Source organism: Curtobacterium sp. MCPF17_001 (assembly GCF_003234615.1).
In the GTDB taxonomy this organism is placed as follows: domain Bacteria; phylum Actinomycetota; class Actinomycetes; order Actinomycetales; family Microbacteriaceae; genus Curtobacterium.
The window spans coordinates 108114-135113 of sequence record NZ_QKSL01000004.1 but is presented as its reverse complement, the minus strand read 5'-3'; the positions used below and the strand labels follow the sequence as shown (position 1 = coordinate 135113).

Annotated in this window: 22 protein-coding genes; 18 read left to right on the top strand and 4 right to left on the bottom strand. The window is 72.3% G+C overall.

Annotated features, from left to right (window positions below; all coding sequences use genetic code 11):
• The first annotated feature begins 36 nt into the window (after positions 1 to 36).
• Positions 37 to 783, top strand: a complete 747-nt coding sequence (locus tag DEJ24_RS05640; protein WP_111077656.1) for a phosphotransferase enzyme family protein — start codon at positions 37 to 39, stop codon at positions 781 to 783.
• Between the two features lie 98 nt (positions 784 to 881).
• Entirely contained in the window at positions 882 to 1832 is a 951-nt protein-coding gene (locus DEJ24_RS05635) for a DnaJ domain-containing protein (RefSeq protein ID WP_111077655.1), read from the top strand.
• A 62-nt stretch (positions 1833 to 1894) separates the two neighbouring features.
• Here DEJ24_RS05635 and DEJ24_RS05630 read toward each other — a convergent pair whose 3' ends face one another.
• Complete coding sequence (locus DEJ24_RS05630) at positions 1895 to 2257, bottom strand: RNA-binding S4 domain-containing protein (RefSeq protein WP_110903073.1); 363 nt, start codon at positions 2255 to 2257, stop codon at positions 1895 to 1897.
• Between the two features lie 53 nt (positions 2258 to 2310).
• On the opposite strand from DEJ24_RS05630, the gene DEJ24_RS05625 reads away from it, so the two are divergent.
• Both DEJ24_RS05625 and DEJ24_RS05620 read left to right on the top strand, forming a co-directional pair.
• The gene (locus tag DEJ24_RS05625) at positions 2311 to 2610 is read left to right on the top strand and encodes a hypothetical protein (RefSeq protein WP_258374593.1); all 300 of its coding nucleotides are present in this window, start codon (positions 2311 to 2313) and stop codon (positions 2608 to 2610) included.
• A gap of 60 nt (positions 2611 to 2670) precedes the next feature.
• A complete protein-coding gene (locus tag DEJ24_RS05620; RefSeq protein WP_111077654.1) occupies positions 2671 to 3843 on the top strand; it encodes a hypothetical protein in 1173 nt (390 codons plus the stop codon).
• Positions 3844 to 3933: 90 nt separating this feature from the next.
• On the opposite strand, the gene DEJ24_RS05615 is transcribed toward DEJ24_RS05620, so the two are convergent.
• A complete protein-coding gene (locus DEJ24_RS05615) occupies positions 3934 to 5556 on the bottom strand; it encodes a S1C family serine protease (RefSeq protein WP_111077653.1) in 1623 nt (540 codons plus the stop codon).
• 190 nt (positions 5557 to 5746) lie between these two features.
• On the opposite strand from DEJ24_RS05615, the gene DEJ24_RS05610 reads away from it, so the two are divergent.
• The 7 genes from DEJ24_RS05610 (at position 5747) to DEJ24_RS05580 (ending at position 14079) form a co-directional block, all read left to right on the top strand.
• Positions 5747 to 6781 carry an iron ABC transporter permease gene (locus DEJ24_RS05610; protein ID WP_111077652.1) on the top strand — a complete coding sequence of 345 codons (1035 nt, stop codon included), beginning with the start codon at positions 5747 to 5749 and terminating at the stop codon, positions 6779 to 6781.
• Positions 6778 to 7785, top strand: a complete 1008-nt coding sequence (locus DEJ24_RS05605) for an iron chelate uptake ABC transporter family permease subunit (protein ID WP_258374733.1) — start codon at positions 6778 to 6780, stop codon at positions 7783 to 7785. Before DEJ24_RS05610 ends, DEJ24_RS05605 begins: the two co-directional genes overlap by 4 nt.
• A 273-nt stretch (positions 7786 to 8058) precedes the next feature.
• Positions 8059 to 10458 (top strand): glycosyltransferase family 2 protein, encoded by a 2400-nt coding sequence (locus tag DEJ24_RS05600; RefSeq protein WP_111077651.1) that lies wholly within the window; start codon positions 8059 to 8061, stop codon positions 10456 to 10458.
• A gap of 2 nt (positions 10459 to 10460) precedes the next feature.
• The gene (locus DEJ24_RS05595) at positions 10461 to 12044 is read left to right on the top strand and encodes a chitinase (RefSeq protein WP_111077650.1); all 1584 of its coding nucleotides are present in this window, start codon (positions 10461 to 10463) and stop codon (positions 12042 to 12044) included.
• A 115-nt stretch (positions 12045 to 12159) separates the two neighbouring features.
• Positions 12160 to 12630: an FHA domain-containing protein gene (locus DEJ24_RS05590; protein ID WP_110903079.1), complete on the top strand. Its 471-nt coding sequence runs from the start codon at positions 12160 to 12162 to the stop codon at positions 12628 to 12630.
• Positions 12630 to 13334: a MerR family transcriptional regulator gene (locus DEJ24_RS05585; RefSeq protein WP_111077649.1), complete on the top strand. Its 705-nt coding sequence runs from the start codon at positions 12630 to 12632 to the stop codon at positions 13332 to 13334. The genes DEJ24_RS05590 and DEJ24_RS05585 overlap by 1 nt, the downstream gene beginning before the upstream one ends.
• Positions 13335 to 13518: 184 nt before the next feature.
• Positions 13519 to 14079: a MerR family transcriptional regulator gene (locus DEJ24_RS05580; RefSeq protein WP_110825505.1), complete on the top strand. Its 561-nt coding sequence runs from the start codon at positions 13519 to 13521 to the stop codon at positions 14077 to 14079.
• Between the two features lie 324 nt (positions 14080 to 14403).
• On the opposite strand, the gene DEJ24_RS05575 is transcribed toward DEJ24_RS05580, so the two are convergent.
• Positions 14404 to 15222: a ParA family protein gene (locus DEJ24_RS05575; RefSeq protein ID WP_111077742.1), complete on the bottom strand. Its 819-nt coding sequence runs from the start codon at positions 15220 to 15222 to the stop codon at positions 14404 to 14406.
• A gap of 60 nt (positions 15223 to 15282) precedes the next feature.
• Between DEJ24_RS05575 and DEJ24_RS05570 the strand changes: the two genes are divergently transcribed.
• From DEJ24_RS05570 to DEJ24_RS17175, 4 genes are all read left to right on the top strand, one after another.
• Positions 15283 to 18693, top strand: a complete 3411-nt coding sequence (locus DEJ24_RS05570) for a pyruvate carboxylase (protein WP_111077648.1) — start codon at positions 15283 to 15285, stop codon at positions 18691 to 18693.
• Position 18694: 1 nt separating this feature from the next.
• Positions 18695 to 19189: a peptide deformylase gene (def, locus tag DEJ24_RS05565; protein WP_111077647.1), complete on the top strand. Its 495-nt coding sequence runs from the start codon at positions 18695 to 18697 to the stop codon at positions 19187 to 19189.
• Between the two features lie 211 nt (positions 19190 to 19400).
• A complete protein-coding gene (locus DEJ24_RS05560) occupies positions 19401 to 21302 on the top strand; it encodes a hypothetical protein (RefSeq protein WP_111077646.1) in 1902 nt (633 codons plus the stop codon).
• A 155-nt stretch (positions 21303 to 21457) separates the two neighbouring features.
• Complete coding sequence (locus DEJ24_RS17175; protein ID WP_258374595.1) at positions 21458 to 21589, top strand: hypothetical protein; 132 nt, start codon at positions 21458 to 21460, stop codon at positions 21587 to 21589.
• Positions 21590 to 21754: 165 nt separating this feature from the next.
• Here DEJ24_RS17175 and DEJ24_RS05555 read toward each other — a convergent pair whose 3' ends face one another.
• Positions 21755 to 23659, bottom strand: a complete 1905-nt coding sequence (locus DEJ24_RS05555) for a long-chain fatty acid--CoA ligase (RefSeq protein ID WP_258374732.1) — start codon at positions 23657 to 23659, stop codon at positions 21755 to 21757.
• 122 nt (positions 23660 to 23781) lie between these two features.
• Here DEJ24_RS05555 and DEJ24_RS05550 point away from each other — a divergent pair, with 122 nt between their 5' ends.
• The 3 genes from DEJ24_RS05550 to DEJ24_RS05540 all read left to right on the top strand — a co-directional run bounded on the left by DEJ24_RS05550 (position 23782) and on the right by DEJ24_RS05540 (position 26953).
• The gene (locus DEJ24_RS05550; protein ID WP_111077741.1) at positions 23782 to 24735 is read left to right on the top strand and encodes an ROK family glucokinase; all 954 of its coding nucleotides are present in this window, start codon (positions 23782 to 23784) and stop codon (positions 24733 to 24735) included.
• A gap of 24 nt (positions 24736 to 24759) precedes the next feature.
• Entirely contained in the window at positions 24760 to 25485 is a 726-nt protein-coding gene (locus tag DEJ24_RS05545; RefSeq protein ID WP_110903197.1) for a 1-acyl-sn-glycerol-3-phosphate acyltransferase, read from the top strand.
• Between the two features lie 121 nt (positions 25486 to 25606).
• Entirely contained in the window at positions 25607 to 26953 is a 1347-nt protein-coding gene (locus DEJ24_RS05540) for a class II 3-deoxy-7-phosphoheptulonate synthase (RefSeq protein ID WP_111077740.1), read from the top strand.
• Positions 26954 to 27000: the final 47 nt, after the last annotated feature.

Here is a 27000-nt window from a genome sequence, read left to right as displayed (position 1 = left end):
CGAGCACGTCGACGACGACGCTCAGGAGGTTCCCCCATGGAACGGATCACCAAGGCCGACGACCGGGTGCACCGGCCTGCCGGGCCGTGGACCCCCACCGTGCACCGCTTGCTGACACACCTGCACGAGCAGGGCTTCGTCGCGGCGCCCGCCCCGATCTCGCTCGGCGAGCAACTCGAGACCGTGACGTTCGTGCCGGGCGAGGCGGGCGAGTACCCCTGGACCGCTGACGTCGCGAGCGAGGCCGCCCTCGTCACCACCGCACGCCTGCTCCGGCAGCTCCACGACGCCGCGGCCTCGTTCCCGCGCGACGACATGACCGACGTGTGGTCGCAGGCCGGACGTCTGCCGGTCGAGACGATCGTGCACGGCGACTTCGCCCCGTACAACGTCGTCTACGACGGCATCGCGGCGGTCGGCGTGATCGACTTCGACACCGCGCACCCGGGCCCGCGCGTGTGGGACGTCGCGAGTGCGGTCTACCGGTTCGCCCCGTTCACCAGCAGCGCCGACGAGGGGGCACCGGTGCCCGAGTTCGCCGACCGGCTGACCCGCGCCGCCGAGTTCTGCCGCGCCTACGGCCTGGACACCCGCTCGCGGAGCGTGCTGGTCGAGACGATGACGGGGAGCCTGGTGTCCCTCGTCACGACCATCGAGACCGAGGCCGCCGCCGGCAACCCGAAGTTCGTCAGCGACCTGGCGCACGGCCACGCGGAGCTCTACCGCGCCGACGTCGCCTGGCTCGAGGAGCACGCGGACGCGATCACGGCCGCCCTGGTCTGACGCGGTCGGTCCGAGCCGGGAACGGCGCCACCGCTCAGCGCCCGCCCAGCCCGCTCGCGGCGGACACCGACCCGGCGTCGGGTAGCGTTCCTCCGGCCATGACCGACAGCCCGGCCGACGCCACCCCGTACGAAGTCCTCGGCGTCCCCGTGACCGCCGACGACGAGACCCTGCGCCGCGCCTACCGCCGCGCGGCCCGCGAGAGCCACCCCGACCTGGGCGGCGACCCGCAGCGCTTCCGCCGGGTGCAGATCGCCTGGGAGCGGATCGGCACCCCGGCGGCTCGCCGCGCCTACGACACCGGTTCGGTCCGGTCCGGCTCGTCCTCGCCGTCGTCGGCACCGTCCGGCTCGACGGCCTGGAGGAGCGGATCCGGCCGGGACGACTACGCACCCCCGACAGCGCGTCGCGACTCCCGCCCGCGGGCCCGGTCACACGGGCACCCCGGCGGCCGGTCCCGCGAGGTCTTCCTGGCCGCCGAACGCGAGTGGGTCGGACTCGGCGACCCGATCGAGGACCCCTACGACCCCGCCCTCGTCCGCTCGGCACCGCGGTCCGTCCGGCGGCTGCTCGGTGAGGCGCTGGCGGAAGAGGCGACCGCGGCGATCATCGCCGACATGGGCATCGGCGTCACGGTGTGGCACGACCTGGACGCCGGCACCGAGGGCAAGCTCGACCACGCCGTCCTCACCCCGACCGGGCTCTGGGCCGTCGAGTCGATCGACTGGGGTGGCCCGGTCGCGATCGAGCACGGTGAGGTCGTCGGTGAGACCCTCGAGCCAGGGGAGCGCCCGGTCAAGGAGCTCGTCCGCGCGGCCCGAGCCGTGCAGAAGCAGACCCGCGTGCGCTTCACCGGGCGGCTGCTCGTCGTGCCGGACTCCGCCGTGGACGAGGACGTCGAACTCATCGGCACGCCCCGGAAGCCGACGGCGCTCATCGTCCGACGGGGTGCACTCGTGCAGGTGCTCGCCGGCAACTGGTCGCCGGAGGGCTCGGTCGACGTCTTCGCGATCCGGGACCGCCTGCAGCAGACCGTCCGCTTCGTCTGATCCGTCGGAGCACCTGGTCGCCGGCGCACCTGGTCGTCGGCGCACCTGCCCGGTCGGGCCGGTCAGTACCCGCGGAGCTTCTCGAGGTCGCGGCGCTCCCGCTTGCTCGGCCGCCCGGCGCCTCGTTCGCGGATCGGGACGAAGCCGGCCTCCTCGCGGGGGAGGCGGGGCGGGGTGTTGTCCTCGAGGTGCTTCGCCGCCTCGGCCGCGCTCACCCGCTTGAGGATGATGCTCTTCACGACGACGATCCGGTCGAACCCGGCCTGCCGGACGCGGACCTCGTCGCCGGGTCCGACCGGCTGGGACGGCTTCGCCCGCTCGCCGTTGACCTTCACGTGGCCGGCCTTGCACGCCGTCGTCGCAGCGGACCGGGTCTTGGTGATCCGGACCGCCCAGATCCAGCTGTCCACCCGGGCCTTGTCCATCCGGCCACCCTAGCCGTGGCGGTCGGGCGGAGCCCGGGCCGTACCCTCGAGGCATGTCCGACGCCGACCTCGACCTCGACGGTGCACCGGCCGCCGCTCTGTCGCAGGCCGAGATCGCGCGTGCCCGGGCCCTCGCCGCGCTGGACGCCGCAGCGCTGGGCGACCGGTTGGTCGTCCGCGCGCACGACGGGGACGGTGCCCGTGACGCCCTGGGCGAGCTGACGGGACGCACCACCGAGACGGTGACCGTCGCCACCCGTCGGGGTCCGGTCACGGTCCGACGTGCCGACGTCGTCGCCGCGAAGCCCGTCCCGCCGCCACCACCGCCGCGCCCGCGCCGGACGACCGGGTGATCCGCGCCACCCCGGCGAGCCGCTGAGCGCAGGCCACGGGCGCGCACGTAGCCTCGCAGCATGCTCGTCCCCGACCCACCCGCCGCCGCTGCCGGGCAGACCGAGGACCGCACCGCCCGCGTCCGCTTCGTCCGTCCGACCGGATGGCGCACCGAGGAGTCCGCCGGTGCCGACCTCCGGGTCCGGGGCGACGACGTCGTCCTCACCGTCCGCTCCCGCCCGAGCGACCGGGCGATCGGTGACGAGAACGCTTCGCTGCTCGAACGGCTGCCGGGCTCGGTCGACGGGCTGCTCCTCGTGGGCTGCGACGTCTGGACCACCGCCGGCGCGCCCGCGCGTCTGGTCGAGTACGTCCGCCCCGACGAGGAGGGTGACGTCGCCGGCGCGCACCTGCTCCTGGTCACGGGCCGCCACCGCGTCGACCTGACGGTCGAGCGGCCACTCGCCCGGATGACCGCGACGGACGACTCGGTCTTCGCCGTCCTCGACTCCGTCCGGGTCCTCGACCGGGTCACCGCCAGTGAGTCCCGCACCCTCGAGCCCCTGCCCGTCCTGCTCGCGGGCTCCACCCTCACCGGGCCGTCCCTCGGTGCCGAGGCCGTCTCGACCCTGCAGAACCTCGCCGGGCGCCGCTGGAACCCCGCCCTCCTCCGCACCGACGGCGGCCGCGAACTCGTCGCCGCCGACCTGGTCGGCCGGTTCGGCACGGTCCCGCCCGAGACGGCGACCGTCCTCGCCCCCTGGGCCGACGGGGTGCAGCCGACCACGCTGGACCAGCACGACGACGACGGGCGGGTGACGCGCCTCCAGGCCTGGTCCGGCACCGTCGTCGACACCGGTGCCGACGGCCGGTCCGTGGTCGCGTCCGTCCCACCGGAACGGGTGGTCGGACTGCTGGCCGGGAGGCTCGGCATCCGCCCGACGTGGACCTGGCCGTTCCGCACCCCGGTCCTGCCCGGCGACCTGCTCGACCGACGCCTGGCCGGCGGCGAGTCCACTCCCGACCTGCCGGGTGCCGTCGCATCGGCGGACCCGACCCTGGCCGCGTTCTGGTCGGCCCCGTGGACGGTGTCGGCGCTGCTGCGCCCGGGCCGACCCCGGCCGCTCGTCGTGGTCTCGGCCGAGGGGATCGGCTTCGCCCGCGTGGGCCGGACCGAGGGCGGGACGACGGCGTTCACGGCGGAGGCGTCGGCGAACGTCTACCGGACCCTCGTCCGCGCGCTGCTCGGCTGAGCTGCGGCCCCCGAGCGCTCTGACGCGCTGCACCGCCCCTGACGGCACGACACCCGCGCGGGGAGGCACGGGTGTCGTGCTGCAGGTGCGTCAGGCGGCGGGACCGGCCGTCAGGGTGACGGTCGCGGTCGTCGCGGTGCCGTCGCTCGTCGTGTAGCCGACCGAGACCCGGTCGCCGACGTCGTGCCCGCTGATGAGCTCCGTCAGTTGGTCCGAGCTCGTGACCGCGGTGCCGTCGACACTCGTGATCGTGTCGCCCGCGGCCAGTCCGGCGCTCGCGGCCCCGGAGCCCTCGACGGTGCCGGCGATCGGCACGCCGCTGGTCGTCCCGGTCGCGGTGCTGCTGATCTGCACACCGAGGAACGCCGGCAGGCCGATCGTGATCGTGCCCGAGGAGTCGCCCGCCAGGATCTCGTCCGCGATCGACTTCGCCGTGCTGATCGGGATCGCGAACCCGGTGACGTCGGCGGTCCCGGAGGACGCCGCGGTCGCCATGCCGACGACTTCGCCCTCACTGTCCAGGACCGGCCCGCCGGAGTCGCCCGAGACGACCTGTGCGGCGAGCTGCAGGAGACCGGTCAGGGACTCGGTCCCGGTGCCCGACTCGCTCTGCACCTGGATGTCCTGGTCGGTGGCGGTCACGGTCCCCTCGGCGGCCACCAGGTCACCGGTGCCCTCGGCGTTGCCGACGTCGGTGATCGTGTCACCGGTCGAGGCACCGCCGTCGTCGTCGAGGGTGACGGTCGACAGCCCGGAGGCGTCGCGCAGCTTGAGGACCGCGACGTCGTTCGTCGCGTCGGCGCCCACGACGTCGGCGGTGTACTGCTTGCCCGTCGTCTCGTCGGTGACCCGGATCGACGTGGCGCCCTGGATGACGTGGTTGTTCGTCAGGACGGTGCCGTCGGAGGTCAGGACCATGCCGGTGCCGGCGGCCTGCTGGGACTGGTCGTAGCCGATCACGGTGTCGATCGTCACGACGCCCTTCTTCTGCGCGGCGGTCGCCGGGGTGGCTGCGGACTCGGACGTGCTGCCGGTGCTGCCGGTGCTGCCGGTGCCGCCGGTCCCGTCCGTGCCCGAGCCGTCGGTCCCCTGGCCGGGGACGGTGAAGCCGTTCGTACCGCTGCCGTCACCCGGGGTCGTGCCGTTCCCCGGAGTCGTGGTGGTGCCCTGGGAGGAACTGCCCTGGGTCTGGCTCGACGTCGTCGTGGTGTGCACCGACGACAGCCCGAGCGCGGTGCCACCGGCAGCGCCGACGATCGCGAGCGCCGTGATGCCCGAGCCGATCACCAGTGCCAGCTTCCGGGAGCGCCGGTTCGTGCCGGGTGCCGTGCCGAACGCCCCGGTCCAGCCATGCGGCGCCACCGGGTCCGCTGCGCCGTGCTGCGCGCCACCGTACTGCCCGGCGTACTGCCCGGCGTACTGCCCGCCGTGCTGATGCGTCCCACCCAGCGCCGGGCTGCCGACGAGGTACGGGCCACGGCCGTCGGGGGAGTAGGCGTACGGACCGGAGCCGTCGGGCCCGTACAGGTACGGACCGGAGCCGTCGAAGGCGAAGGCTGGGCGGAGGGCCGACCGGTCCGCGTGCGGCGGCTCCCACGACGCCGGCTGCTCCCACGACGCAGGCTGCTCCTGCTGCGGGGTGTGCTCCGGCTGCTGGACGTGCCCCGGCTCGCGACGCTCGTCGTCCGGGGTGGGGTTCGGGGTCTCGTTCATCGGTGCTCTCCGGTCGGTCCTCGCGGCCCCGTCGGCCGCCGATGGATGTCAGTACAGGCCTCGATCCCATGACGACCCTATGAACCGACCATGGTGGTGCCGAGCAGCTGCTCGACGGTTGCCGACAGCGGCACCGTGGCCCCGCGGACCCGCCCCCGGAGGGCCATCCGTTAGGCTCGCCTCACTTCCCATGCGATCCCGATCCGTCGCGCCGCCCGCGCCCGCTCCCGTGTCCCGGCTGGTGCTCGCCACCGTCCTCGCGGTCGTGGTGCTCGCGGTCGCCTGCGCGCTGAGCGTCGCCGTCGGGTCACGTCCGATCCCGCTCGGTGTCGTCGTCGACACGCTCCTCCACCCGGGGCGACACGACGAGATCGGACTCATCGTGCTCGGCAACCGCGTGCCCCGCACCGTCGTCGGGCTGCTCGCCGGCGCTGCCCTCGGCGTCGCCGGGGCCGTCATGCAGGGGATCACCCGCAACCCGCTCGCCGACCCGAGCATCCTCGGCGTCAACGCCGGCGCCGCGCTCGCGGTCGTCGTCGGCATCGCGGTGTTCGGCATCAGCGGCACCGCCACCTACCTGCCCTTCGCGTTCGCCGGGGCTGCCCTCGCCGCACTGCTCGTGTACGGCATCGCGGCCGTCGCCCGCGGTGGGCTGACCCCGGTCGGGCTCGCCCTGTCCGGAGCCGTCACGGCTGCCGCGCTCTCGTCGGTCACGACCGCGGTGCTCGTCACCAATGCCAGCCTGCTCGACCAGCTCCGCTTCTGGCAGGTCGGGGCCCTCGCCGGCGGGGACCTCGGCACCGCGGGCGTCGTCGTGACGCCGGTCGTCGTCGGGCTCGTCATCGCCGTCGGCCTCGGACGCTCGCTCAACACCCTGGCGCTCGGCGACGAGCTCGCGGCGTCGCTCGGACAGCGCGTCGTGCTCGTCCGGGCCGTCGGCGCCGTCGTCACCGTGCTCCTCGCCGGTTCCGCGGTCGCCGCCGCCGGACCCGTCGCCTTCGTCGGGCTCGCCGTGCCGCACGCCGTCCGCCGACTGTCCGGGCCCGACCACCGCTGGACGATCCTCCTGTCCGCGGTCGTCGCCCCCGCGCTCCTGCTCGTCGCCGACGTCATCGGCCGGGTCGTCGCGTACCCGGGGGAGCTGCAGGTCGGCATCGTCACCGCACTCATCGGCGCCCCGGTCTTCATCGCCCTCGTCCGGTCCCGGGCGGTGCGAGGACTGTGAGCGGCACCGTGGCGGACCGTCGGCGGGGCACGCTCCGCCGGGAGCTCGTCGTCCTCGTCGGCGCCGTGGCCGCGCTCGTCGTCCTGGTCCTGGTCGGACTCGGCGTCGGTGACATCCCGCTCTCGCCCGCGCAGGTCCTCGGCGCCCTCGTCGGGCACGGCGACACGGTCTCGGACTTCGTGCTCGGGCAGCTCCGTGGGCCGCGCGTCCTGGCGGCCGTCCTCGTCGGGGCCAGTCTCGGTGCGGCGGGGGCCATCGTGCAGAGCGTCGTCCGCAACCCGATCGCCAGCCCGGACATCATCGGCATCACCGCCGGGGCCAGCGCCTCCGGCCTCGTGGCGATCGTCCTGTTCGGCGCCTCCGGCGTGCTGCTCTTCGGTGTGGTGCTCGTCGGCGGGGTCGCCGTCGCGGTGCTCATCGCCGCGCTGGCCTGGCGGCGGGGGATCACCGGCAACCGGGTCGTCCTCGTCGGCGTCGGCGTCGGCGCGATGGCCCTCAGCGTGACCGGCTGGTTGCTCACCAGCGGCAGCGTGCAGCAGGCCGGAACTGCGCTCCTGTGGCTCTCCGGCAGCCTCAACGCCGTCGACAGCACCGTCGTCGGCGCGCTCCTGGTCGGCTTCCTCGTGCTCATGGCGCTCGCCCTCCTGCAGTCACCGCGGCTCGCGGTGCTGACGCTCGGGGACGACGTCGCGGCGTCCCTCGGGCTCCGACCGGACCGGGCGAAGGTGCTGCTCCTGCTCACCGCGGTGCTCCTCACCGCCGGTGCCGTCGCCACCGCCGGACCGGTCTCGTTCGTCGCACTGATGGCCGCGCCCATCGCCCGGCGACTCGTCGGCGGCGGCAGGATCGCCCTCGGCCCGGCCGCGGCCGTCGGTGCCGTGGTCACCCTCGGGTCCGACCTCGCGGCGCAGTTCGTGCTGCCGGGCGTGACCCTGCCGGTCGGCGTGGTCACCGGACTCGTCGGAGCGCCCTACCTGCTCTGGTTGCTCGCCCGCGGGCGCTGAAACCCGCCCACCGCCTGGCCGCAGCCGGTCTCAGGTCGTGCAGCGTGCCTCCAGGCCGTGCCCAGCCAGCAGTCGGACTCGCCGCGTCACCCCCGGACGCGGGGTCGCTGCGGGTCCGCGCGCAGGCTTGCGGGATCCCGCACGAGGTGCCCGGAACCCCCCGTCCGAGGGTCCGCACGTCGACAGCCGTCGCCGTACCGTCAGCGACGACCACCGGACTCCCGACAGCGCCCACACCCGACGGCTGCTGGTCCGGTACGAACGAAGGACAGCATGCCCGAACAGCTCGACGGCGCCCCGATGCGCCGCCGCCAGTGGGGTGCCGAGCGGCGGACCCAGCCGCTCGACACGATCCACGCCCGCCCCTCCGACCGGAAGCTCGTCTCCGGCCGGGTCGCCATCATCCTGACGATCGCGTTCTGGCTGGCCTACGTCGTCTACACCGTGATCCGCCAGTTCCTGGACTCCGGCACCGAGAGCTTCCGGTTCACCACCGAGGCGATCTCGTACACCGTCGTCGTCACCTTCCTGACCTTCTCGGCCCTGATGCACCTGGTCGCCCGCCAGGGGGCACTCGAGCGCTTCGCCACCCACGTCCGCGTCCCACGCGCCGAGCTCGACCGGCACTTCGCCGAGGGGCACGAGTCGCCGCTCACCGTCCTCGTCCCGAGCTACGCCGAGGAGCCCGAGGTCGTCGCGACCACGCTGTGGTCCGCCGCACTGCAGGAGTACCCGAACCTCCGCATCGTGCTGCTCGTCGACGACTCGCCGTTCCCGAACGACCCGGAGACCGCCGCGAAGCTCGAACGCACCCGCGCCGTCGCCGACACCATCCAGGCGCAGCTCGCCGCGCCGTCCCGCCGGTTCCAGGAGGCCCTGCTCTCCGCCGAGATCGAGGCCGCGGGCGCCCCGCACGCCTCCGTGGAGGCCGTGCGCACCCTGGTCGCGCACCACCGCTGGGCAGACGCCTGGCTCCGCCGCCACGCCCGCGAGCACGGTGTCGCCGACCACGTCGACCACTTCTTCACCGACCAGGTCCTCGTCGGCCTGGCGGACGAGTTCCGCCTGACGGCCGAGGCGCTCGACGCCGCGATCACCGACGCCGGGGACGCCGAGTCCACCGACGTGACCTCGGCGCGCGCGGTTGAGCTGCAGCGTCGCCTGGCCTGGACCTTCACCGCCGAGCTGACCACCTTCGAGCGGAAGCGCTTCGCGAACCTCTCGGACGAGGCGAACAAGGCGATGAACCTGAACTCGTACATCGGTCTGCTCGGCGGCGCCTACCGCCACGAGGAGACCGCGTCCGGCACCGTCCTGCGCACCGTCACCGACCCGGCCGACGCCGACCTGGTCGTCCCCGCGTCCGACTACGTGCTGACGCTCGACGCCGACTCGGTGCTGCTCCGCGACTACTGCCTCCGCCTGGTCTACTTCCTCGAGCAGCCGGAGAACGAGCGCGTCGCCGTCACCCAGACGCCGTACTCGTCCTTCCGCGGTGCCGCGACCCGCATCGAGCGCCTCGCCGGTGCCACGACCGACATCCAGCACATCCTGCACCAGGGCATGTCGAAGTACGGCGCCACGTTCTGGGTCGGCGCGAACGCGGTCATCCGCACCCGGGCGCTCCGCGACATCGAGGAGACCGAGACCGTCGGCGGCTTCGAGGTGAAGCGGTACGTGCAGGACCGCACGGTCATCGAGGACACCGAGTCGAGCGTCGACCTCGGCATGCACGGCTGGACCCTCGTCAACTACCCGGAGCGGCTGTCCTACAGCGCGACCCCGCCGGACTTCGGCTCGCTGATCGTGCAGCGGCGACGCTGGGCGAACGGCGGCCTGCTCATCCTGCCGAAGTACATCCGCCAGGTGCGCGAGCGCCGGGCCCGAGGTGAGCGCGTGAGCGTCGTCGAGATGGCACTCCGCGTCAACTACATGGCGTCCATCGCGTGGGGCTCGCTCGGCCTGATCTTCCTGCTGGCGTACCCGTACGACTCGCGGTTGCTCAGCCCGATGGTGCTGCTCGCCGCCCTGCCGTACTTCTGGCTCTTCGCGAGCGACCTGCGGTACTGCGGCTACAAGCGCACCGACATCCTGCGCATCTACGGCTTCAACCTCGTCCTGATGCCGGTGAACGTCGCCGGCGTGTTGAAGAGCGTGCAGCAGGCACTCACCGCGAAGAAGATCCCGTTCGCCCGGACGCCGAAGGTCAAGGACCGCACCGCCTCGCCGGCGCTCTACGTCCTGGCCCCGTACGCGATGGTCGCGTTCTCGGTGTTCACGTTCGTGCGGGACTTCGGCGCGCAGAACTGGGGCAACGCGGTGTTCGCCGCGTTCAACGCCCTGCTCGCGATGTACGCGATCGTCGCCTACATCGGCCTGTGGAACTCCGTCGTCGACGTCTTCATCTGGGCGACGAGGTGGATGTTCTACGACCCGTCCGCCCGCGCCGCACGCCGTGCCGCCCGGAAGGACGAGCGCGCCACCGCGAAGGCGGTCCGTCGCGGTCTCGTCCCGGCGGCGGCACCCGCGACCGAGGACTGGCGCTCCGTGCTCTACTTCGGCCAGCGCGGCACCACCATCCCTGAACACCTGGGGACCGACCACCTCGGGACCGGCACCACCGGCACCCGGCACGGCCTCGCCGTGCAGCACGACGAGAAGACGGCGGCCTGACCATGAGCACCACACGACGACTCTCTCCGGTCCGGGTCACCCTGGCCACCGTGGTCGCCCTCGCGGTCGCCGTCGGCGGGTACGCCGGCGTCGACCGGTGGCAGAGCGCCCAGGCATCCGAGACGGTGGAGCCCTGGTTCGCCGCCTACACCGACGTCACCGTCACCCCGACGTTCCCGTTCGAGGACGTCAAGTCCGCGAAGGGCCGCGACGTCATGCTGTCCTTCGTCGTCGCGGACCACGACGAGGCCTGCACGCCGACGTGGGGCGCGGCCTACGGGCTCGAGGAAGCAGGGGACCAGCTCGACCTGGACCGCCGCATCGCCCGACTGGAGCAGCAGAAGGGCGCCGTCGGGGTGTCCTTCGGTGGCCTGGCGAACGACGAACTCGCCTCGACCTGCACCGACCCGAAGAAGCTCGTGTCGGCGTACCAGCGCGTGGTCAAGCGCTACGACGTCTCCACGGTCGACTTCGACATCGAGAGCGACGACCTCACCAAGGCGGACGCCAGCAAGCGTCGCGCCGAGGCCGTCGCCGCCCTGCAGGAGCAGCGTCGCGGCGCCGGGCACCCGCTCGCCGTGTGGCTCACCCTGCCCGCCGCGCCGGGCGGCCTGACCGCCGACGGCACGAAGGCGGTGTCGCAGTTCCTGCGAGCCGGGGTCGACCTGGCCGGCGTCAACGCCATGACGATGGACTACGGCACCAGCAAGGGCTCGAGTCAGAGCATGTACTCCGCCTCGGTCGAGACCCTGCAGCAGGTGCACCGCCAGCTCGGCATCCTGTACACCCGCGCCGGCACCCCGCTCGGCGACGGCACGCTCTGGCACAAGATCGGCGCGACGCCGATGATCGGCCAGAACGACGTGCAGGACGAGGTCTTCACGATGTCCGACGCCGCGAAGCTCAACACCTGGGCGCGCCAGACCGGGCTCGGTCGGATGTCGATGTGGTCCCTCAACCGTGACACCACCTGCGGCTCGAACTACGTGAACCTGTCCACCGTGTCGAACTCGTGCTCGGGGGTCGACCAGGACGGCAAGCTGTTCGCGGACGTGCTCGGCAAGGGCTTCGGCGGCGGCATCGTCGCGGCTTCGGGCGACGTCACCAAGGCCGAGCCGTCCTCGACCACGCAGCCGTCGGACGACCCGTCGACCAGCCCCTACCCGGTGTGGGACAAGGAGTCGGCCTACCTCGAGGGCACGAAGACCGTCTGGCACCACAACGTCTACGAGGCCAAGTGGTGGACCTCCGGTGACCTGCCCGACGACGCCGTGCTCAGCTCGTACGAGACGCCGTGGCAGCTCGTCGGCCCGGTGCTGCCGGGTGAGAAGCCGGTCGCGCCCGTGAGCCTGCCGACCGGGACGTACCCGGCGTGGTCGGGCACCACGACCTACGACACCGGCGACCGGGTCCTGTTCGACGGCACGCCGTACCAGGCGAAGTGGTGGAACACCGGCGACAGCCCGGAGGCCTCGACCAGCGACCCCGACGGCTCGCCCTGGACGCGCCTCAAGGACTCCGAGGTCCAGGAGATCCTGCACGACGTGGGGTCCGGGAAGGCCGCCCCGGCGGGGTCCGCCGGTTGACGGACGGGAGGCTCCCCACCCGCCGGTGGGGAGCCTCCCGTGTCCCCTGGGGACGGGGCTCTCGCTGACGCGCTCGTTTCCGATACGCTGGGCGACCAAGAGGAGGAGGTCCACGATGCCAGATCCAGTGGTCCCGCAGCCGGGACGTCCGGAACAGCGGCTGGTCGACACCACGCTGACCTTCAGCATGGAGAACGCCGCGGCGCTCACGCCCGAGGCCGGAGTCACAGCGGAAGAACGCGACGCGATCTCGGCGCTGCCGTCGGGTTCGGCGTTGCTCGTCGTCCGTCGCGGCCCGAACGTCGGTGCGCGGTTCCTCCTCGACTCCGACGTCACGACGGCCGGCCGACACCCCGACGCGAGCATCTTCCTCGACGACGTGACGGTGTCGCGCAAGCACGCCGACTTCGTCCGTCGCGGGACGTCGTTCAGCGTGAAGGACCTCGGTTCCCTGAACGGGACGTACTTCGACGGTGTCCGCATCGACGAAGCACTGCTCGTCGACGGCTCCGAAGTCCAGGTCGGCAAGTTCCGGCTGACGTTCTACGCCTCCCGGGTCGACCTGGCGCGCCTGGCGAACGCGTAGTGGCACCCCGCTCCGCTGCGGCGCGGGCGGTGTCCCCGGCGCCGGACCTGCTCACGATCGGGCAGGTCCTCGCCCGCCTGAAGCCGGAGTTCCCCGACCTGTCGAGCTCCAAGCTGCGCTTCCTCGAGGAGCGCGAGCTCGTCACACCGGTGCGCACCCAGAGCGGCTACCGGAAGTTCTCGTCGGCCGACGTCGACCGGCTGCGCATCGTGCTCGGGCTGCAGCGTGACCACTACCTGCCGCTCAAGGTCATCAAGGACTACCTGGCCGACCTCGACGCCGGACGCGAACCGACCCTCCCGGGCGGTGGCGACGCGCCGCGGCCGTCGATGCTCGGGCGCGAGCGCCGGTACTCCCGCGACGAACTGCAGCGTGCTGCCGGGGCGTCGCCGATGCTCGTGGGCGACGCGGTGTCCGCCTCGCTCATCCCGGCGTCCGACACCTACGGCGAGGACTCGGTCGGTGTGCTGAAGGCCCTCGTCGAGCTGCAGCGCTCCGGCATCGAGCCCCGGCACCTCCGCACCTTCCGCAGCACCGCCGAGCGCGAGGTCGGCCTCATCGAGTCCGCGCTCATGCCGGTGTCCCGTCGCGGTGACGCCACGTCCCGCGCGAAGGCGCTCGAACTCGCCCGGGAGATCGCCGGACACCTCGAGGTCATCCGCTCGTCACTCATCCGTGCGGCCATCGGTCGGCTCGACTCGTGAGCGGCCCGGGCGGGTCGGACCCTCGACGGCGGCCGGTGCCGGGGCATATCCTCGACACGCCGGACGCGCCGGTGCGGATGTCCCGCTTCCACGCCGCCCGACTCGCTACCGTGGACCTCGGAACAACTCTCAACCCGCTGTTGAAGCTTCGGGTGGGAGCTCGATCGTCGTGGAAGGCAAGCTGATGAGTGGGAACGATGTCCCCGGTACCCCGTCTGACATGACGCGGTACGACCTCGGGCTGCTCTTCACCGACGGCCTGCCCGAGCACGACGAGCAGAACGGCTACCGCGGCACCGTCGCCGCGAAGGCAGCCGGTATCAGCTACCGACAGCTCGACTACTGGGCCCGCACCGAACTCGTGCAGCCCACGATCCGCGGTGCTGCGGGCTCCGGGTCGCAGCGGCTCTACGGCTTCCGCGACATCCTCGTCCTCAAGCTCGTCAAGCGCCTGCTCGACACCGGGATCTCCCTGCAGCAGATCCGCACCGCCGTCAACCAGCTCCGTGAAGCCGGCGTGAGTGACCTGGCGCAGACGACCCTGATGTCCGACGGCGCCTCGGTGTACCTGTGCACCTCGGACGACGAGGTCATCGACCTGGTCTCCCGCGGACAGGGTGTCTTCGGCATCGCCGTCGGCAAGGTCCTGCGCGAGGTCGAGTCCTCCCTGGTGGAGCTCGACGCCACCCCCGCGGAGGACCCGAGCGACGAGCTCGCCGCCCGCCGCGCCACCCGCGCGTCCTGACCGTCCCGGCTGTCGTGTCGTGACCATCCCGGTTCCGACGCCCGCCTGACTGCCGCGCCCCGCCCCTCCCGTCCCGCGTGTGCTCGGCGAGGTCGCGTGTTCTGCCGCCTCCACGGCTGCGGGCCGACAGTTCGTGCGACGTCGGCAGCGGTCACGCGGCGTGTTGCGCGACCTCGGGAGGCGCGGAGGACCGCGTTGGTTCCGTCCGGTCGGCAGGTGATCGCGGCCGACACCGGCCACCACCCCAGGACGTGGCATCGCCGGGGCCCCCCCGGGAACGACGAAGGGCCGCCCGCGGGCGACCCTCCGAGCGACGGAGGAACGTCAGGCGATGGCGCCCGCGCCGTCCGCGTACGGCCCGATCTTGCCCGTGCGCATGATCCGCTCGAGCAGCTGGTCGAAGTTCCGTGCCATCTCCTGCGCGGACTCGCCCGGCCAGACGTGCAGGGGCTTGGCCGCACCCTGCGCCTGCTGGAGCGACGTGCGCTCCGGCAGCTGCGGCGAGAGCACGAGCGGCCCGAACATGTCGCGGAGCTCCTTGATGCGGAACTGGTGCTCGAGCGACTGCACCCGAGCGCGGTTCACGATGATGCCGAGGGGCTGGAGGCGCGGCGAGAGACCCCGACGGATCTCCTCGATCGCGCGGAGGGCACGGTCGGCGGCGGCGACGGAGAACAGTCCGGGCTCGGTGACGACGGAGACCCGGTCGGAGGCGGCCCACGCGGTGCGGGTCAGCGCGTTCAAGGACGGGGCACAGTCGATGAGGACGAGGTCGTAGTCGGCCTCGACGTTCGCCAGCGCCTCCTCCAGCTTCCAGATGTCGCGGATCGACGGGTGCGGCCCGTCGAAGTTGATGGCCGAGGGCGAGCCGACCATGACGTCGATCTTGCCCTGGGAACCCTTCGTCCAGCCGGACGGCGCGATGGCCTGGCGGACGATCTTCTCCTTCGGGTTCTCGAGGACGTCGGCCACGTTGAGGTGACCGGTCAGGTTGATGTCGAGGCCCGTGGAGACGTCCGACTGGGGGTCGAGGTCCACCACGAGGGTGCGCAGACCCTTGGCGAACGCCGCTGACGTCAGGCCGAGCGTCACCGTCGTCTTGCCGACACCGCCCTTGAGGGAGCTCACGCTGAGTACATGCACGATGAGCAACGTTACCGCCAGTAAGGTTGTGAGACCTCAACCCGGGCTGAAAGGGACCTCGTGTTCACCAAGATCCTGGTCGCGAACCGTGGCGAGATCGCCATCCGGGCCTTCCGTGCAGCGTACGAACTCGGTGCCCGGACCGTGGCGGTCTACCCGTACGAAGACCGCAACTCCCTGCACCGGTTGAAGGCCGACGAGGCCTACCTGATCGGCGAACGCGGCCACCCGGTCCGCGCGTACCTGGACGTCTCGGAGATCATCCGGGTGGCCCGCGAGTCGGGGGCGGACGCGATCTACCCCGGCTACGGGTTCCTGTCCGAGAACCCGGAGCTCGCCGCCGCGGCCGCTGCGGCCGGCATCACCTTCATCGGCCCGGGCGAGCACGTGCTCGAGATGGCCGGCAACAAGGTGACCGCGAAGGAGCACGCCATCGCCGCGGGCGTCCCGGTGCTCGCGAGCACCCCGGCCAGTCGCGACGTCGACGAACTCGTCGCGGGTGCGGAAGCGATCGGGTTCCCGGTGTTCGCGAAGGCCGTCGCCGGTGGTGGTGGTCGTGGCATGCGCCGCGTCGAGACACCCGCCGAGCTCCGGCCGGCGCTCGAAGAGGCCATGCGCGAAGCCGACAGTGCGTTCGGTGACCCGACGATGTTCCTCGAGATGGCGGTGCTGCGGCCGCGCCACATCGAGGTCCAGATCCTGGCCGACGCCTCCGGCACCGACGCCGGCACGATCCACCTGTTCGAGCGGGACTGCTCGGTGCAGCGCCGGAACCAGAAGGTCGTCGAGATCGCCCCGGCGCCGAACCTCGACCCCGCCGTCGCCGCGGCACTGCACCGGGACGCCGTGGCCTTCGCCCGGTCGATCGGGTACGTCAACGCCGGCACGGTCGAGTTCCTGCTCGACACCGTGGGCGAGCGGGCCGGCCAGCACGTCTTCATCGAGATGAACCCGCGCATCCAGGTCGAGCACACCGTGACGGAAGAGGTCACCGACGTCGACCTCGTCCAGTCGCAGATGCGCATCGCCGCGGGGGAGACCCTCGCCGACCTCGGGCTGTCGCAGGACACGGTGTCGGTGCACGGCGCGGCGCTGCAGACCCGCATCACGACCGAGGACCCGACGCAGGGCTTCCGGCCCGACACCGGCCGCATCACCACCTACCGCAGCCCGGGCGGTGCCGGCGTCCGCCTGGACGGCGGCACGGTGGCCACGGGTGCGCAGATCAGCCCGCACTTCGACTCGATGCTCGCGAAGATGACGTGCCGCGGTCGTGACTTCCCGGCGGCGGTCGCGCGCGCGCGTCGCGCCCTCGCCGAGTTCCGGATCCGCGGCGTCAGCACGAACATCCCGTTCCTGCAGGCCGTCCTGGAGGACCCGGACTTCGCCCGCGGTGACGTCTCCACGGCGTTCATCGGCGAGCGTCCGCAGCTCTTCGACGGCCACGTGTCGAAGGACCGCGGCACGAAGGTGCTCAACTGGCTCGCGGACGTCACGGTGAACAAGCCGAACGGCTCGCCCGCCGCGCACGTGGTCGACCCGGCACTGAAGCTGCCGACCGCCGACCTCACCGCGCCGCTCCCCGAGGGGCAGCGCGACCTGCTGCTCCGCGTCGGACCGGCCGAGTGGGCACGGTCGCTCCGCGCACAGACCGCCCTGGCCGTCACCGAGACCACGATGCGGGACGCGCACCAGTCGCTCCTCGCCACCCGGGTCCGCACGAAGGACCTCGTCGCGGTCGCCCCGTACGTCGCCCGGCTCACCCCGCAGCTGCTCAGCGTCGAGGCCTGGGGCGGAGCGACCTACGACGTCGCCCTCCGGTTCCTCGGCGAGGACCCGTGGGAACGCCTGACGTCACTGCGGCAGGCGATGCCGAACATCCCGATCCAGATGCTGCTGCGTGGCCGCAACACGGTCGGCTACACGCCGTACCCGACCGAGGTGACGGACGCGTTCGTGGCCGAGGCCGCCGCCACCGGCGTCGACGTGTTCCGGGTCTTCGACGCGCTGAACGACGTCAGTCAGCTGCGTCCCGCCCTGGAGGCCGTGCTCGCCACCGGCACGGCCGTCGCGGAAGCGGCGCTCTGCTACACCGGCGACCTCCTCGACCCGGCCGAGGACCTCTACACGCTCGACTACTACCTGCGGCTCGCCGAGCAGATGGTCGACGCCGGTGCGCACGTCATCGGGATCAAGGACATGGCGGGTCTCCTCCGCGCAGGGGCGGCCGAGAAGCTCGTCGCCGCGCTGCGGGAACGGTTCGACCAGCCGGTGCACGTACACACCCACGACACCGCGGGCGGGCAGCTCGCGACGCTCCTCGCGGCCTCCCGTGCCGGCGCGGATGCGGTCGACGTCGCTGCGGCGCCGATGGCGGGCACGACCAGCCAGCCGAGCATGTCCGCCCTGGTGGCGGCGCTCGCGCACACCGAGCGGGACACCGGCATCGACCTCGGTGCCGTCGGCGACCTCGAGCCCTACTGGGAAGCGGTCCGCCGCGTCTACGCACCGTTCGAGTCCGGGCTCGCCGGGCCGACCGGCCGCGTCTACAAGCACGAGATCCCCGGCGGGCAGCTGTCGAACCTCCGCCAGCAGGCCATCGCGCTCGGGCTCGGCGACCGGTTCGAGCAGGTCGAGGACTGGTACGCCGAGGCGAACCGGATCCTCGGACGCCCGCCCAAGGTCACCCCGTCGTCGAAGGTCGTCGGCGACCTCGCCCTGCAGCTCGCCGCGGTCGACGCTGACCCGGCGGACTTCGAGCAGCACCCCGAGAAGTACGACGTGCCGGACTCGGTGATCGGGTTCATGGCGGGGGAGCTCGGCGACCTGCCCGGTGGCTGGCCGGAGCCGTTCCGGTCGAAGGTCCTGGCCGGCCGCGACGTCCGGATCGCCGTGACGCCGGTGCCGGAGCACGAGCGTGCCGCGCTCGACACCCCGGGGACCGCGCGGCAGCAGGCCCTGAACCGTCTGCTGTTCGAGCAGCCGACCCGGCAGTTCCAGCAGGTCCGCGACGAGTTCGGCGACCTGTCGGTCGTGCCCACCGTGGACTACCTCTACGGCCTGCGGGCGGGCGAGGAGCACGTCGTGCCGCTCGGCAGGGGCGTGAACCTGCTCGTCGGGCTCGAGGCGATCGGCGAGGTCGACGCGCGGGGCATCCGGACCGTCATGGCGACCATGAACGGCCAGTTGCGGCCGGTGGCCGTGCGCGACCGGTCGGTCGTCGTCGAGACCAAGGCCGCCGAGAAGGCGGACCGGTCCGACCCGAAGCACGTCGCCGCCCCGTTCTCCGGGGTCGTGACGCTCAAGGTCGCCGTCGGTGACGTCGTCGAGGCCGGTCAGGCCGTGGCGAGCATCGAGGCGATGAAGATGGAAGCGGCCATCACGGCACCCGTCGCGGGGACCGTCGGCCGTCTCGCGATCCCGGTGACCCAGCAGGTGGACGCCGGCGACCTCCTGGTGGTGCTGCAGTAACGTGACCGTCCGTCCCATCCGCCTGTTCGGCGACCCTGTCCTCCGTTCGCCCGCCGACCCGGTCCGCATCGGGTCCGACGGCGTCCGCGAGCTCGTGCAGGACCTCATCGACACCGTCCAGGAGCCCGGCCGCGCCGGCGTCGCCGCGCCGCAGATCGGCGTCGGGCTCCGGGCCTTCTCGTACAACGTCGACGGGGAGGTCGGGTACGTCCTCAACCCCGAGGTCGTCGAGACGTCCGGCGAGCCCGAGCTGATGGACGAGGGCTGCCTGTCCGTGCCCGGCCTGGCCTACCCGACGAAGCGCTTCCCGTACGCCAGGGTCCGCGGGGTGGACGTCGACGGCGAGCCGGTGGAGCTCGAGGGGACCGGACTGATGGCCGAGGCCCTGCAGCACGAGTGCGACCACCTGGACGGCACCGTCTACGTGATGACCCTCGACCCGGAGACCCGCCGGCAGGCGCTCCGGGACATCCGCGCACAGGACTGGTTCCACTAGGACGCACCACGTCCGGCGGCTGCCCGGACCGCACGACTGCGCGCCGTGGACCGTCCGCCTTCCGCTGCGGCGGACGGCGTCGTAGGCTCCGGTCGACGACCTCGTGCGCTCCCGACGTGCCGACCCCGAACCGGGGGTCGGAACGGCCGTGTCGTCTGTCCACCGGTTCGCCCGGTCACCGGGCCCCGGACGACCAGGCAGGGGACGACAGATGCACGACGACACCTCCATCCAGCCGCTGGCGCCACGCGCACCGGGGCAGCGACGAGCCGCGGCCGTCGCCACGGCGATCGCGGTCGCGGTCGGTCTGACCCTCGGCGCGGTGGTCGGTGCGCCGGTGCGGGCGAGCGCGGCGACCACGGAGTCCGAGGCGGCCGACTACGCCAGCGACGCGTTCGGCGATGCCTGGGACTTCACCAGCGCAGCGGACTTCAACACCGACTTCTCCGGCACCCCCGCGACGGTGTCCGGCGGTGCACTCAAGGTGGGATTGACGCCGGGGGACCAGCTGTTCCTGGTGCACTCGATCTCGGGCAGCCTGGCGACCGGCCGGGACGGCGCTCGTCAGCCGGTCGACCCGGCACGGTACTCGCGGCTGACCTTCTCGATGGACCAGCCGCTGACCAAGCGCATCGGCGCGGTGTACTGGTTCACCTGCCGCGAGCAGACCGCGGCGTGCGGCGGCGGCTTCACCTTCCCGGTCGTGCAGGGCCCGCACGTCTACACGTTCGACCTCGCGAAGCAGTCGACCCTGCTCGCGAAGGTGCCGTGGCGGTCGGGCAAGAAGGTGGTCTTCCGCCTCGACCCGGTGGTCCTCCCGGGGAACGCCGGTGACACCGGCAAGCAGGCGAGCATCGACTGGGTGCGGCTGCACGCGGCACCGGACGCCTCTCACCCCCACGCCGGCATGCCCGCGGGGACCTACCCCGGTTACACTGTGACCCCGCGACCCCAGCTCGTCGTGGACACCCCGAACCCCACGCAGGGGCAGGACTACGCGACGGCCACCACCGGTCGCCCCTGGAACTTCACCTCGGCGACGGCGACCTCGCACGTCAAGTACTCGAACACCACCGTGCTGTCCCGCGACAGCCGGGGCATCACCGCCCGGAACACCGGCCCGCACCAGAACGACCCGCAGGTCCACCTGCCGGTCTCGCGGATGGCGGGGAGCACCTACCACTACCTGCAGTGGGACATGCGGTACGATGGACCGTTCGACCTGTCCGGTTCGGCCGGCGGCGGCAAGATGGCCCGGGCGATCTGGAACGTCGCGGGGACGGGCACACCGCAGATCGGCAACGACCTCCTGACCTACTCGAACGGCAACGCCAGCGAGACGAGTGTCGACCTGACGGCACAGAACCCGCTGGACGAGGACGCCCTCACCCCGAAGGCCGGATGGGCCGGACAGACGATCACCGGCCTCCGCTTCGACCCGAACGAGGACCCGGGCAAGGCCGTCTGGCACCTGAAGTCCGTGCACCTGCGCGCGGACCCTGCGGCGACCGGGTCCACCACGGTGACCTTCCACGACAACGCCTGGGTGGCGGGCAGCACCGCGGACGTCACGGTGCGCACCGGCAGCGGGGCGTGGCAGCGCATCGCCACCGGTGTCGCCGTGACGAAGGGGGCGAACTCGGTGCCGTTCCGACTCGGCTCGATGCCCGCGGGCAAGTACGCCGTGCAGGTCACGCTGCGGCACCCGGACGGCAGTTCGGACAACGAGACCGCCGGTGCGCCGGTCGTCATGAAGGCCGGTCCGGTGGCCGCGGTGGACCGCTCGCACGACCCGGTCGGCCGCCTCGACTCCGCGACCGCCGGCAGCGGTGGCGTCACCGTCACGGGCTGGGCGTACGACCCGGACACGCGGAACCCGCTCGCGGTCGCGCTCTACGACGGGAAGACCGGGACGAAGAGCCTCGGACGGGTGTCCACGTCGCTCGCCCGTCCGGACGTCGTCCGGGCGCATCCCGCCGCTCCGGCCGCGTCCGGGTACTCCACGACGGTCCGGCTCTCGGCGGGCACACACGACGTCTGCGCCTACGGGATCAACGTCGGCGCCGGGTCGACGAACCCGCTGCTCGGGTGTCGGTCGGTCACCGTCCGCTGACCCCGTCGCGTCCTCCGGTCGTCGCACCGGGGGACGCCCTCGGGGGACGGAACGTGACACCCGGACGCGGGATTGTCGCACTGTCCTGATCGCGAGGTACGGTGTTCCGCAGCCGGTCACCCGCCGGCGGTTCCCACTCTCCCAGGACGAGCACGATGGCACTCCAGAACGACGAGCTCAGCTCGCACCGCACCCGCACCAACCGCCGCCCCGAGCAGGTCTCGACGAGCACCGCATCGACCGCGGTCCTCGACCCGATCGACGCCCCCGAGGCCCCGCAGGCCTGATCGGTCCGACCGCGACGTCGGTCCGACCGTGACGTCGGTCCGTCAGCCACCGGCCGCACCGGCCACGCACTGGAGGCCCGCCACCCGTCCGACGGACGGGTGGCGGGCCTCCAGGCTGTCCGGCCGGTGCCGGTCGCTCGGTGCCAGTGGCTCAGTGCCGGTGGCTCAGTGCCGCCGTCGCGACTGCACCACCGGCGTCGCCGTGGTCTGCACCTTCGAGCCCGAGTAGATGTACTCGATGTCCGCGGCGAAGTCCCGGAGGACGACCGAACGCTTGATCGTGAGCTTCGGTGTGAGGTGCCCGGAGGCCTCGGTCAGGTCCGCGTCGACGACCGAGAAGGACCGGACCGACTCGGCACGGGACACCCGCCCGTTCGCGGTGTCCACGGCCTCCTGGACGGCCTGCTGCACCCGCTCGTCGTGCGCCGCCTGCTGGGGGCTGAGCGCCGGGGCGATGCCGCGCGCCTCGCACCAGCCGGGGAGCATCTCGCGGTCCAGCGTGACGAGCGCGGCGACGAACGGCTTGCCCTCGCCGACGACGACGACCTGGCCGACGATCGGGTGCTCGCGGATCGCGTCCTCGAGCGGGGCCGGCGCGACGTTCTTGCCGCTCGCGGTGACGATGAGCTCCTTGGCGCGGCCGGTGACGGACAGGATCCCGTCGCCGTCGAGCCGACCGAGGTCGCCGGTGCGGAACCAGCCGTCGCGGAAGGCGGCAGCGGTGGCCTCCGGGTTCTGCCAGTAGCGGTCGAAGACGTCGACACCGCGGATCAGGATCTCCTGGTCGTCCGCGATCCGGACCTCGACGCCCGGCAGTGCCCGGCCGACCGACCCGATCCGGAGCTCGGTCGCCCGGTTCACCGTCGCGGGGGCGGTCGTCTCGGTGAGCCCGTAGCCCTCGAGGATGTGCACGCCGATCGAGCGGAAGAAGTGCGACAGCCGCGGGGAGAGCGGCGCGGAACCGCTGATGGCGTACCGGACACGGCCGCCGATCGCGTCGCGGAGCTTGCTGTAGACGAGCCGGTCGAACAGCCGGAACCGCAGGGCGAGCCCGAGCGGGACCCGTCCGGCGCCCACGGCCTCGGAGTGCGCGACGGCGGTGGCGGCGGCGGCGCGGAAGACGCGCCCCTTGCCGCCGAGGTCGGCCTTCTGCTCGGCCGAGTTGTAGATCTTCTCGAACACCCGGGGGACCGCCAGCAGGAAGGTCGGCTTGAAGGTGGACACCGCCCGCATGAGGTCCTTCGTGTCCGGCTCGTGGCCGACCAGGACGCCCGCCGAGACCGACATCGCGGCGATGAACCGTGCGAACACGTGGGCCATCGGGATGAACAACAGCGTGGAGGCGTCCCCGGCGACGATCTCGGACATCGCCTCGGTCGAGCCCTCGACCGTGGCGGTGAAGTTGTCGTGGCGCAGCACGCACCCCTTCGGCCGGCCCGTGGTGCCCGAGGTGTAGATGATGGTGGCGTCATCGCGGCCGGAGACGGCGGCGGTGCGGGCGTCGAGCTCGTCGTCGGCGATCTCCTCACCCAAACGCGCCAGGTCGTCCAGGCCACCGCCGTCGATGGTCCAGTGCTGCCCGAGGTGGGGCAGGTCGGGCGCGATGCCGGCGACACGGCGCGCGTGCTCCTCCTTCTCGACGACGATCGCCACGGACTCGGAGTCCGACAGGATGTGGCGGATCTGGTCCGGGGAACTCGTCTCGTAGACGGGCACGGACACCAGGCCCGCGGTCCACACCGCGAAGTCGACGAGTGTCCACTCCATGCGTGTGCGGGAGAGGATCGCGACGTGCGCCCCGGGCTGCAGACCGGCGGCGACGAAGCCCTTCGCGATGGCGCGGACCCGGGCCAGGACGTCCGCGGCGGCGATGCCGGTCCACGTGTCACCGGTGCGCTCGGCCAGGATCGGTCGCGCGGGGGTGAGCCGTGCGCGGTCGGACAGCAGGCGGGCGGCGGAGCCGTGGTCGGGGGCGACCGGGCCGGTGTCACCGGCCGGTACTGCCTCGTGCGCGGCGGGCGCTCCGCCCGTGCTGGTGGACGTCGTGCGGTCGGCACGCTGATCGGTCACGGCAACTCCCTCGTTGTCCCGTTCGATGTGAGTCCGCTCATCTTCGAGACGGCTCCCGTTCAGCATAGGACGCCTGCCGGGACGTTCGGTGAGTCGCCGCCGAACCGGTAGGCTCCGTGTTCGTGCATGCCATCGGAATCGACATCGGGGGCACCAAGATCGCGGGAGCGGTCGTCACGGAGCTCGGCGAGATCCTCGCCGAGGACCGCGTCGCCACGAACGCTGCGGACCCGGTCGCCATGCTCGACGACGTCGTGTCGATGGTCGAGCGCCTCAGACTCCAGCACCAGGTCGGTGCGGTGGGGGTCGCTGCCCCGGGCTTCATCGACGCCTCGCAGTCGATCGTGTACTACACGCCGAACATCCGCTGGCGGAACGAGCCGCTGCGCCAGAAGCTCCAGGAGCGTCTGGGCGACCTGCACATCACCGTCGACAACGACGCGAACGCCGCCGGATGGGCCGAGTTCCGCTTCGGCGCCGGACGGCTCGTGTCCGACATGACCATGCTCACCATCGGCACCGGTGTCGGCGGCGCGATCGTGACGGAGGACCGGCTGTTCCGCGGTGGCTTCGGCACCGGCGGCGAGATCGGCCACCTGCGGATCGTCCCGAACGGCCTGCCCTGCGGCTGCGGTGCCCGCGGCTGCATCGAGCAGTACGGCTCCGGCCGCGCCCTGCAGCGGATGGCGAACGACGTCGCGGACGCCGGCGGCATCGGTGTCGCCCTGGCCGAAGCGCGCGACGCCAACGGCGGGCACCTCGACGGCGCCGTCGTGGGGGAGCTCATCCTCGCCGACGACCCGGGCGCCCTCGCGGCCCTCCGGCGTCTCGGCCGACACCTCGGCGAGGCCTGCGCGTCGCTGTCGGCCGTGCTCGACCCGCAGCTGTTCGTCTTCGGCGGCGGTGTCGCGAGCGCGGGGGACCGGCTGCTCGAACCGATCAAGCAGGCGTACCTCAACAACCTGCCGGCCCGGGACTACCACCCGGAGCCGGACTTCGTGATCGCCGAGCTCGTCAACGACGCCGGCGTCGTCGGTGCTGCCGACCTCGCCCGCATCCACGCCCGAACGGCCTGACACCCCCACCCGACGGAGTCGACGATGCTCTACTGGCTGCTGAAGAACTTCGTGCTCGGCCCACTCATCCTGACCCTGTTCCGGCCGTGGGTGATCGGACGGGAGAACGTCCCGGCCTCCGGCCCGGTCATCTTCGCGTCGAACCACGTGTCGTTCATCGACTCGGTGATCCTGCCGGCCGTGCTCGACCGCCGGATGTCGTTCCTGGCGAAGAGCGACTACTTCACCGGCCGCGGCCTCAAGGGCTGGGCGACGAAGACGTTCTTCAACGCGATCGGACAGCTGCCGATCGACCGTTCCGGCGGCAAGGCGTCCGAGGCCTCGCTCCGTACCGGCCTGCAGGTCCTGGCCCGCGGCGAGCAGCTCGGCATCTACCCCGAGGGCACCCGCAGCCCGGACGGCAAGCTCTACCGAGGCCGCACCGGCATCGCCCGGATGGTCCTGGAGGGCCGGGTCGTGGTGGTCCCCGTCGCCATGGTCGGCACGCGGGAGGTCCAGCAGATCGGCCAGAAGTTCCCGAAGTTCAAGCGGGTCGGCGTCGTCTTCGGCAAGCCGCTCGACTTCTCGCGCTTCGAGGGCCTGGAGACCGACCGCTTCATCCTGCGGAGCGTCACGGACGAGATCATGCACGAGCTCCGCGGGCTGAGCCGGCAGGAGTACGAGGACGTCTACGCGACGAGCGTCAAGGAGCGGGCCACCACGGCCCGCGAGAGCGTCATGCGCGAGCGTCGTACCACCGCCGGACGGTAGGCTCGGACGGTCCCGCATCCGTCGGGACGCCGTCGGACCGCCGACGGCCGTGCGCGAACCAGAACACCGAGGTGCAGCCTTGTCCGAGTCGATCGACTCCCTCACCCTGCAGGATCCGGACCTGATCGCGGGCCTCGACCACTGGCGCACGCTCCCGATCAAGCAGCAGCCGACGTGGCCGGACCCCGCGGCCGCCGAAGCCGCCTCGGCCGAGATCGCGACGCTGCCGCCGCTCGTCTTCGCGGGTGAAGTCGACCAGCTCCGCGACCGCCTGGCCGCCGCAGCGTCCGGTCGGGCGTTCCTGCTGCAGGGTGGTGACTGCGCCGAGACGTTCGCCGGTGCCACCGCCGACTCGATCCGCGACCGCGTCAAGACGATCCTGCAGATGGCGGTCGTCCTCACCTACGGTGCGTCGACCCCGGTCATCAAGATGGGCCGGATGGCGGGCCAGTTCGCCAAGCCCCGGTCGAGCGACCTCGAGACCCGCGGGGACGTCACACTGCCGGCGTACCGCGGCGACATCGTCAACGGCTACGACTTCACGCCGGAGTCCCGCCAGGCGGACCCGCGTCGACTGGTGCAGGGCTACCACACGGCCGCGTCGACCCTGAACCTGGTGCGCGCGTTCACCCAGGGCGGCTTCGCGGACCTGCGGCAGGTGCACTCGTGGAACAAGGGCTTCGCCGCCAACCCGGCGAACGCCCGCTACGAGAACCTGGCCGCCGAGATCGACCGCGCGATCCAGTTCATGGCCGCGTGCGGTGCCGACTTCGAAGCGCTCAAGCACGTCGAGTTCTACGCCTCGCACGAGGGCCTGCTCATGGACTACGAGCGCCCGATGACCCGGATCGACTCGCGCTCCGGCCAGCCGTACGACACGTCCGGCCACTTCATCTGGATCGGGGAGCGCACCCGTGACCTCGACGGTGCCCACGTCGACTTCCTGTCCCGCGTGCGGAACCCGATCGGCGTGAAGCTCGGCCCGACCACGACGGTCGCCGACATGGAAGCCCTCATCGAGAAGCTCGACCCCGAGCGGGAGCCGGGCCGCCTCACCTTCATCACGCGCATGGGAGCCGGCAGGATCCGCGACGAGCTGCCCAAGCTGCTCGAAGCGGTGAAGGGCATGGACGCCACGCCGCTGTGGGTCACGGACCCGATGCACGGCAACGGCCTGACGACCCCGAACGGCTACAAGACCCGCCGTTTCGACGACGTCGTGGACGAGGTCCTCGGCTTCTTCGAGGTCCACCGCGCGGTCGGCACGTACCCGGGCGGCATGCACGTCGAGCTCACGGGCGACGACGTCACCGAGTGCCTCGGCGGCTCGGAGCACATCGACGAGGCCACCCTGGCCACACGCTACGAGTCGCTCTGCGACCCGCGGCTGAACCACATGCAGTCCCTCGAGCTCGCCTTCCTGGTGGCCGAGGAGCTCCGCGCGCACCCGTCGGTCACCCGCAGCTGACCGCTGGACCGCCTGCAGGACGGGAGGCCCGACACCGGTCCGGTGTC

Bases quoted from the DNA above. Each gene is read 5' to 3' on its own strand.
- DEJ24_RS05640 (WP_111077656.1), top strand. From the start codon at position 37: ATGGAACGGATCACCAAGGCCGACGACCGGGTGCACCGGCCTGCCGGG.
- DEJ24_RS05635 (WP_111077655.1), top strand. From the start codon at position 882: ATGACCGACAGCCCGGCCGACGCCACCCCGTACGAAGTCCTCGGCGTC.
- DEJ24_RS05630 (WP_110903073.1), bottom strand. From the start codon at position 2,257: ATGGACAAGGCCCGGGTGGACAGCTGGATCTGGGCGGTCCGGATCACC.
- DEJ24_RS05625 (WP_258374593.1), top strand. From the start codon at position 2,311: ATGTCCGACGCCGACCTCGACCTCGACGGTGCACCGGCCGCCGCTCTG.
- DEJ24_RS05620 (WP_111077654.1), top strand. From the start codon at position 2,671: ATGCTCGTCCCCGACCCACCCGCCGCCGCTGCCGGGCAGACCGAGGAC.
- DEJ24_RS05615 (WP_111077653.1), bottom strand. From the start codon at position 5,556: ATGAACGAGACCCCGAACCCCACCCCGGACGACGAGCGTCGCGAGCCG.
- DEJ24_RS05610 (WP_111077652.1), top strand. From the start codon at position 5,747: ATGCGATCCCGATCCGTCGCGCCGCCCGCGCCCGCTCCCGTGTCCCGG.
- DEJ24_RS05600 (WP_111077651.1), top strand. From the start codon at position 8,059: ATGCCCGAACAGCTCGACGGCGCCCCGATGCGCCGCCGCCAGTGGGGT.
- DEJ24_RS05595 (WP_111077650.1), top strand. From the start codon at position 10,461: ATGAGCACCACACGACGACTCTCTCCGGTCCGGGTCACCCTGGCCACC.
- DEJ24_RS05590 (WP_110903079.1), top strand. From the start codon at position 12,160: ATGCCAGATCCAGTGGTCCCGCAGCCGGGACGTCCGGAACAGCGGCTG.
- DEJ24_RS05580 (WP_110825505.1), top strand. From the start codon at position 13,519: ATGAGTGGGAACGATGTCCCCGGTACCCCGTCTGACATGACGCGGTAC.
- DEJ24_RS05560 (WP_111077646.1), top strand. From the start codon at position 19,401: ATGCACGACGACACCTCCATCCAGCCGCTGGCGCCACGCGCACCGGGG.
- DEJ24_RS17175 (WP_258374595.1), top strand. From the start codon at position 21,458: ATGGCACTCCAGAACGACGAGCTCAGCTCGCACCGCACCCGCACCAAC.
- DEJ24_RS05545 (WP_110903197.1), top strand. From the start codon at position 24,760: ATGCTCTACTGGCTGCTGAAGAACTTCGTGCTCGGCCCACTCATCCTG.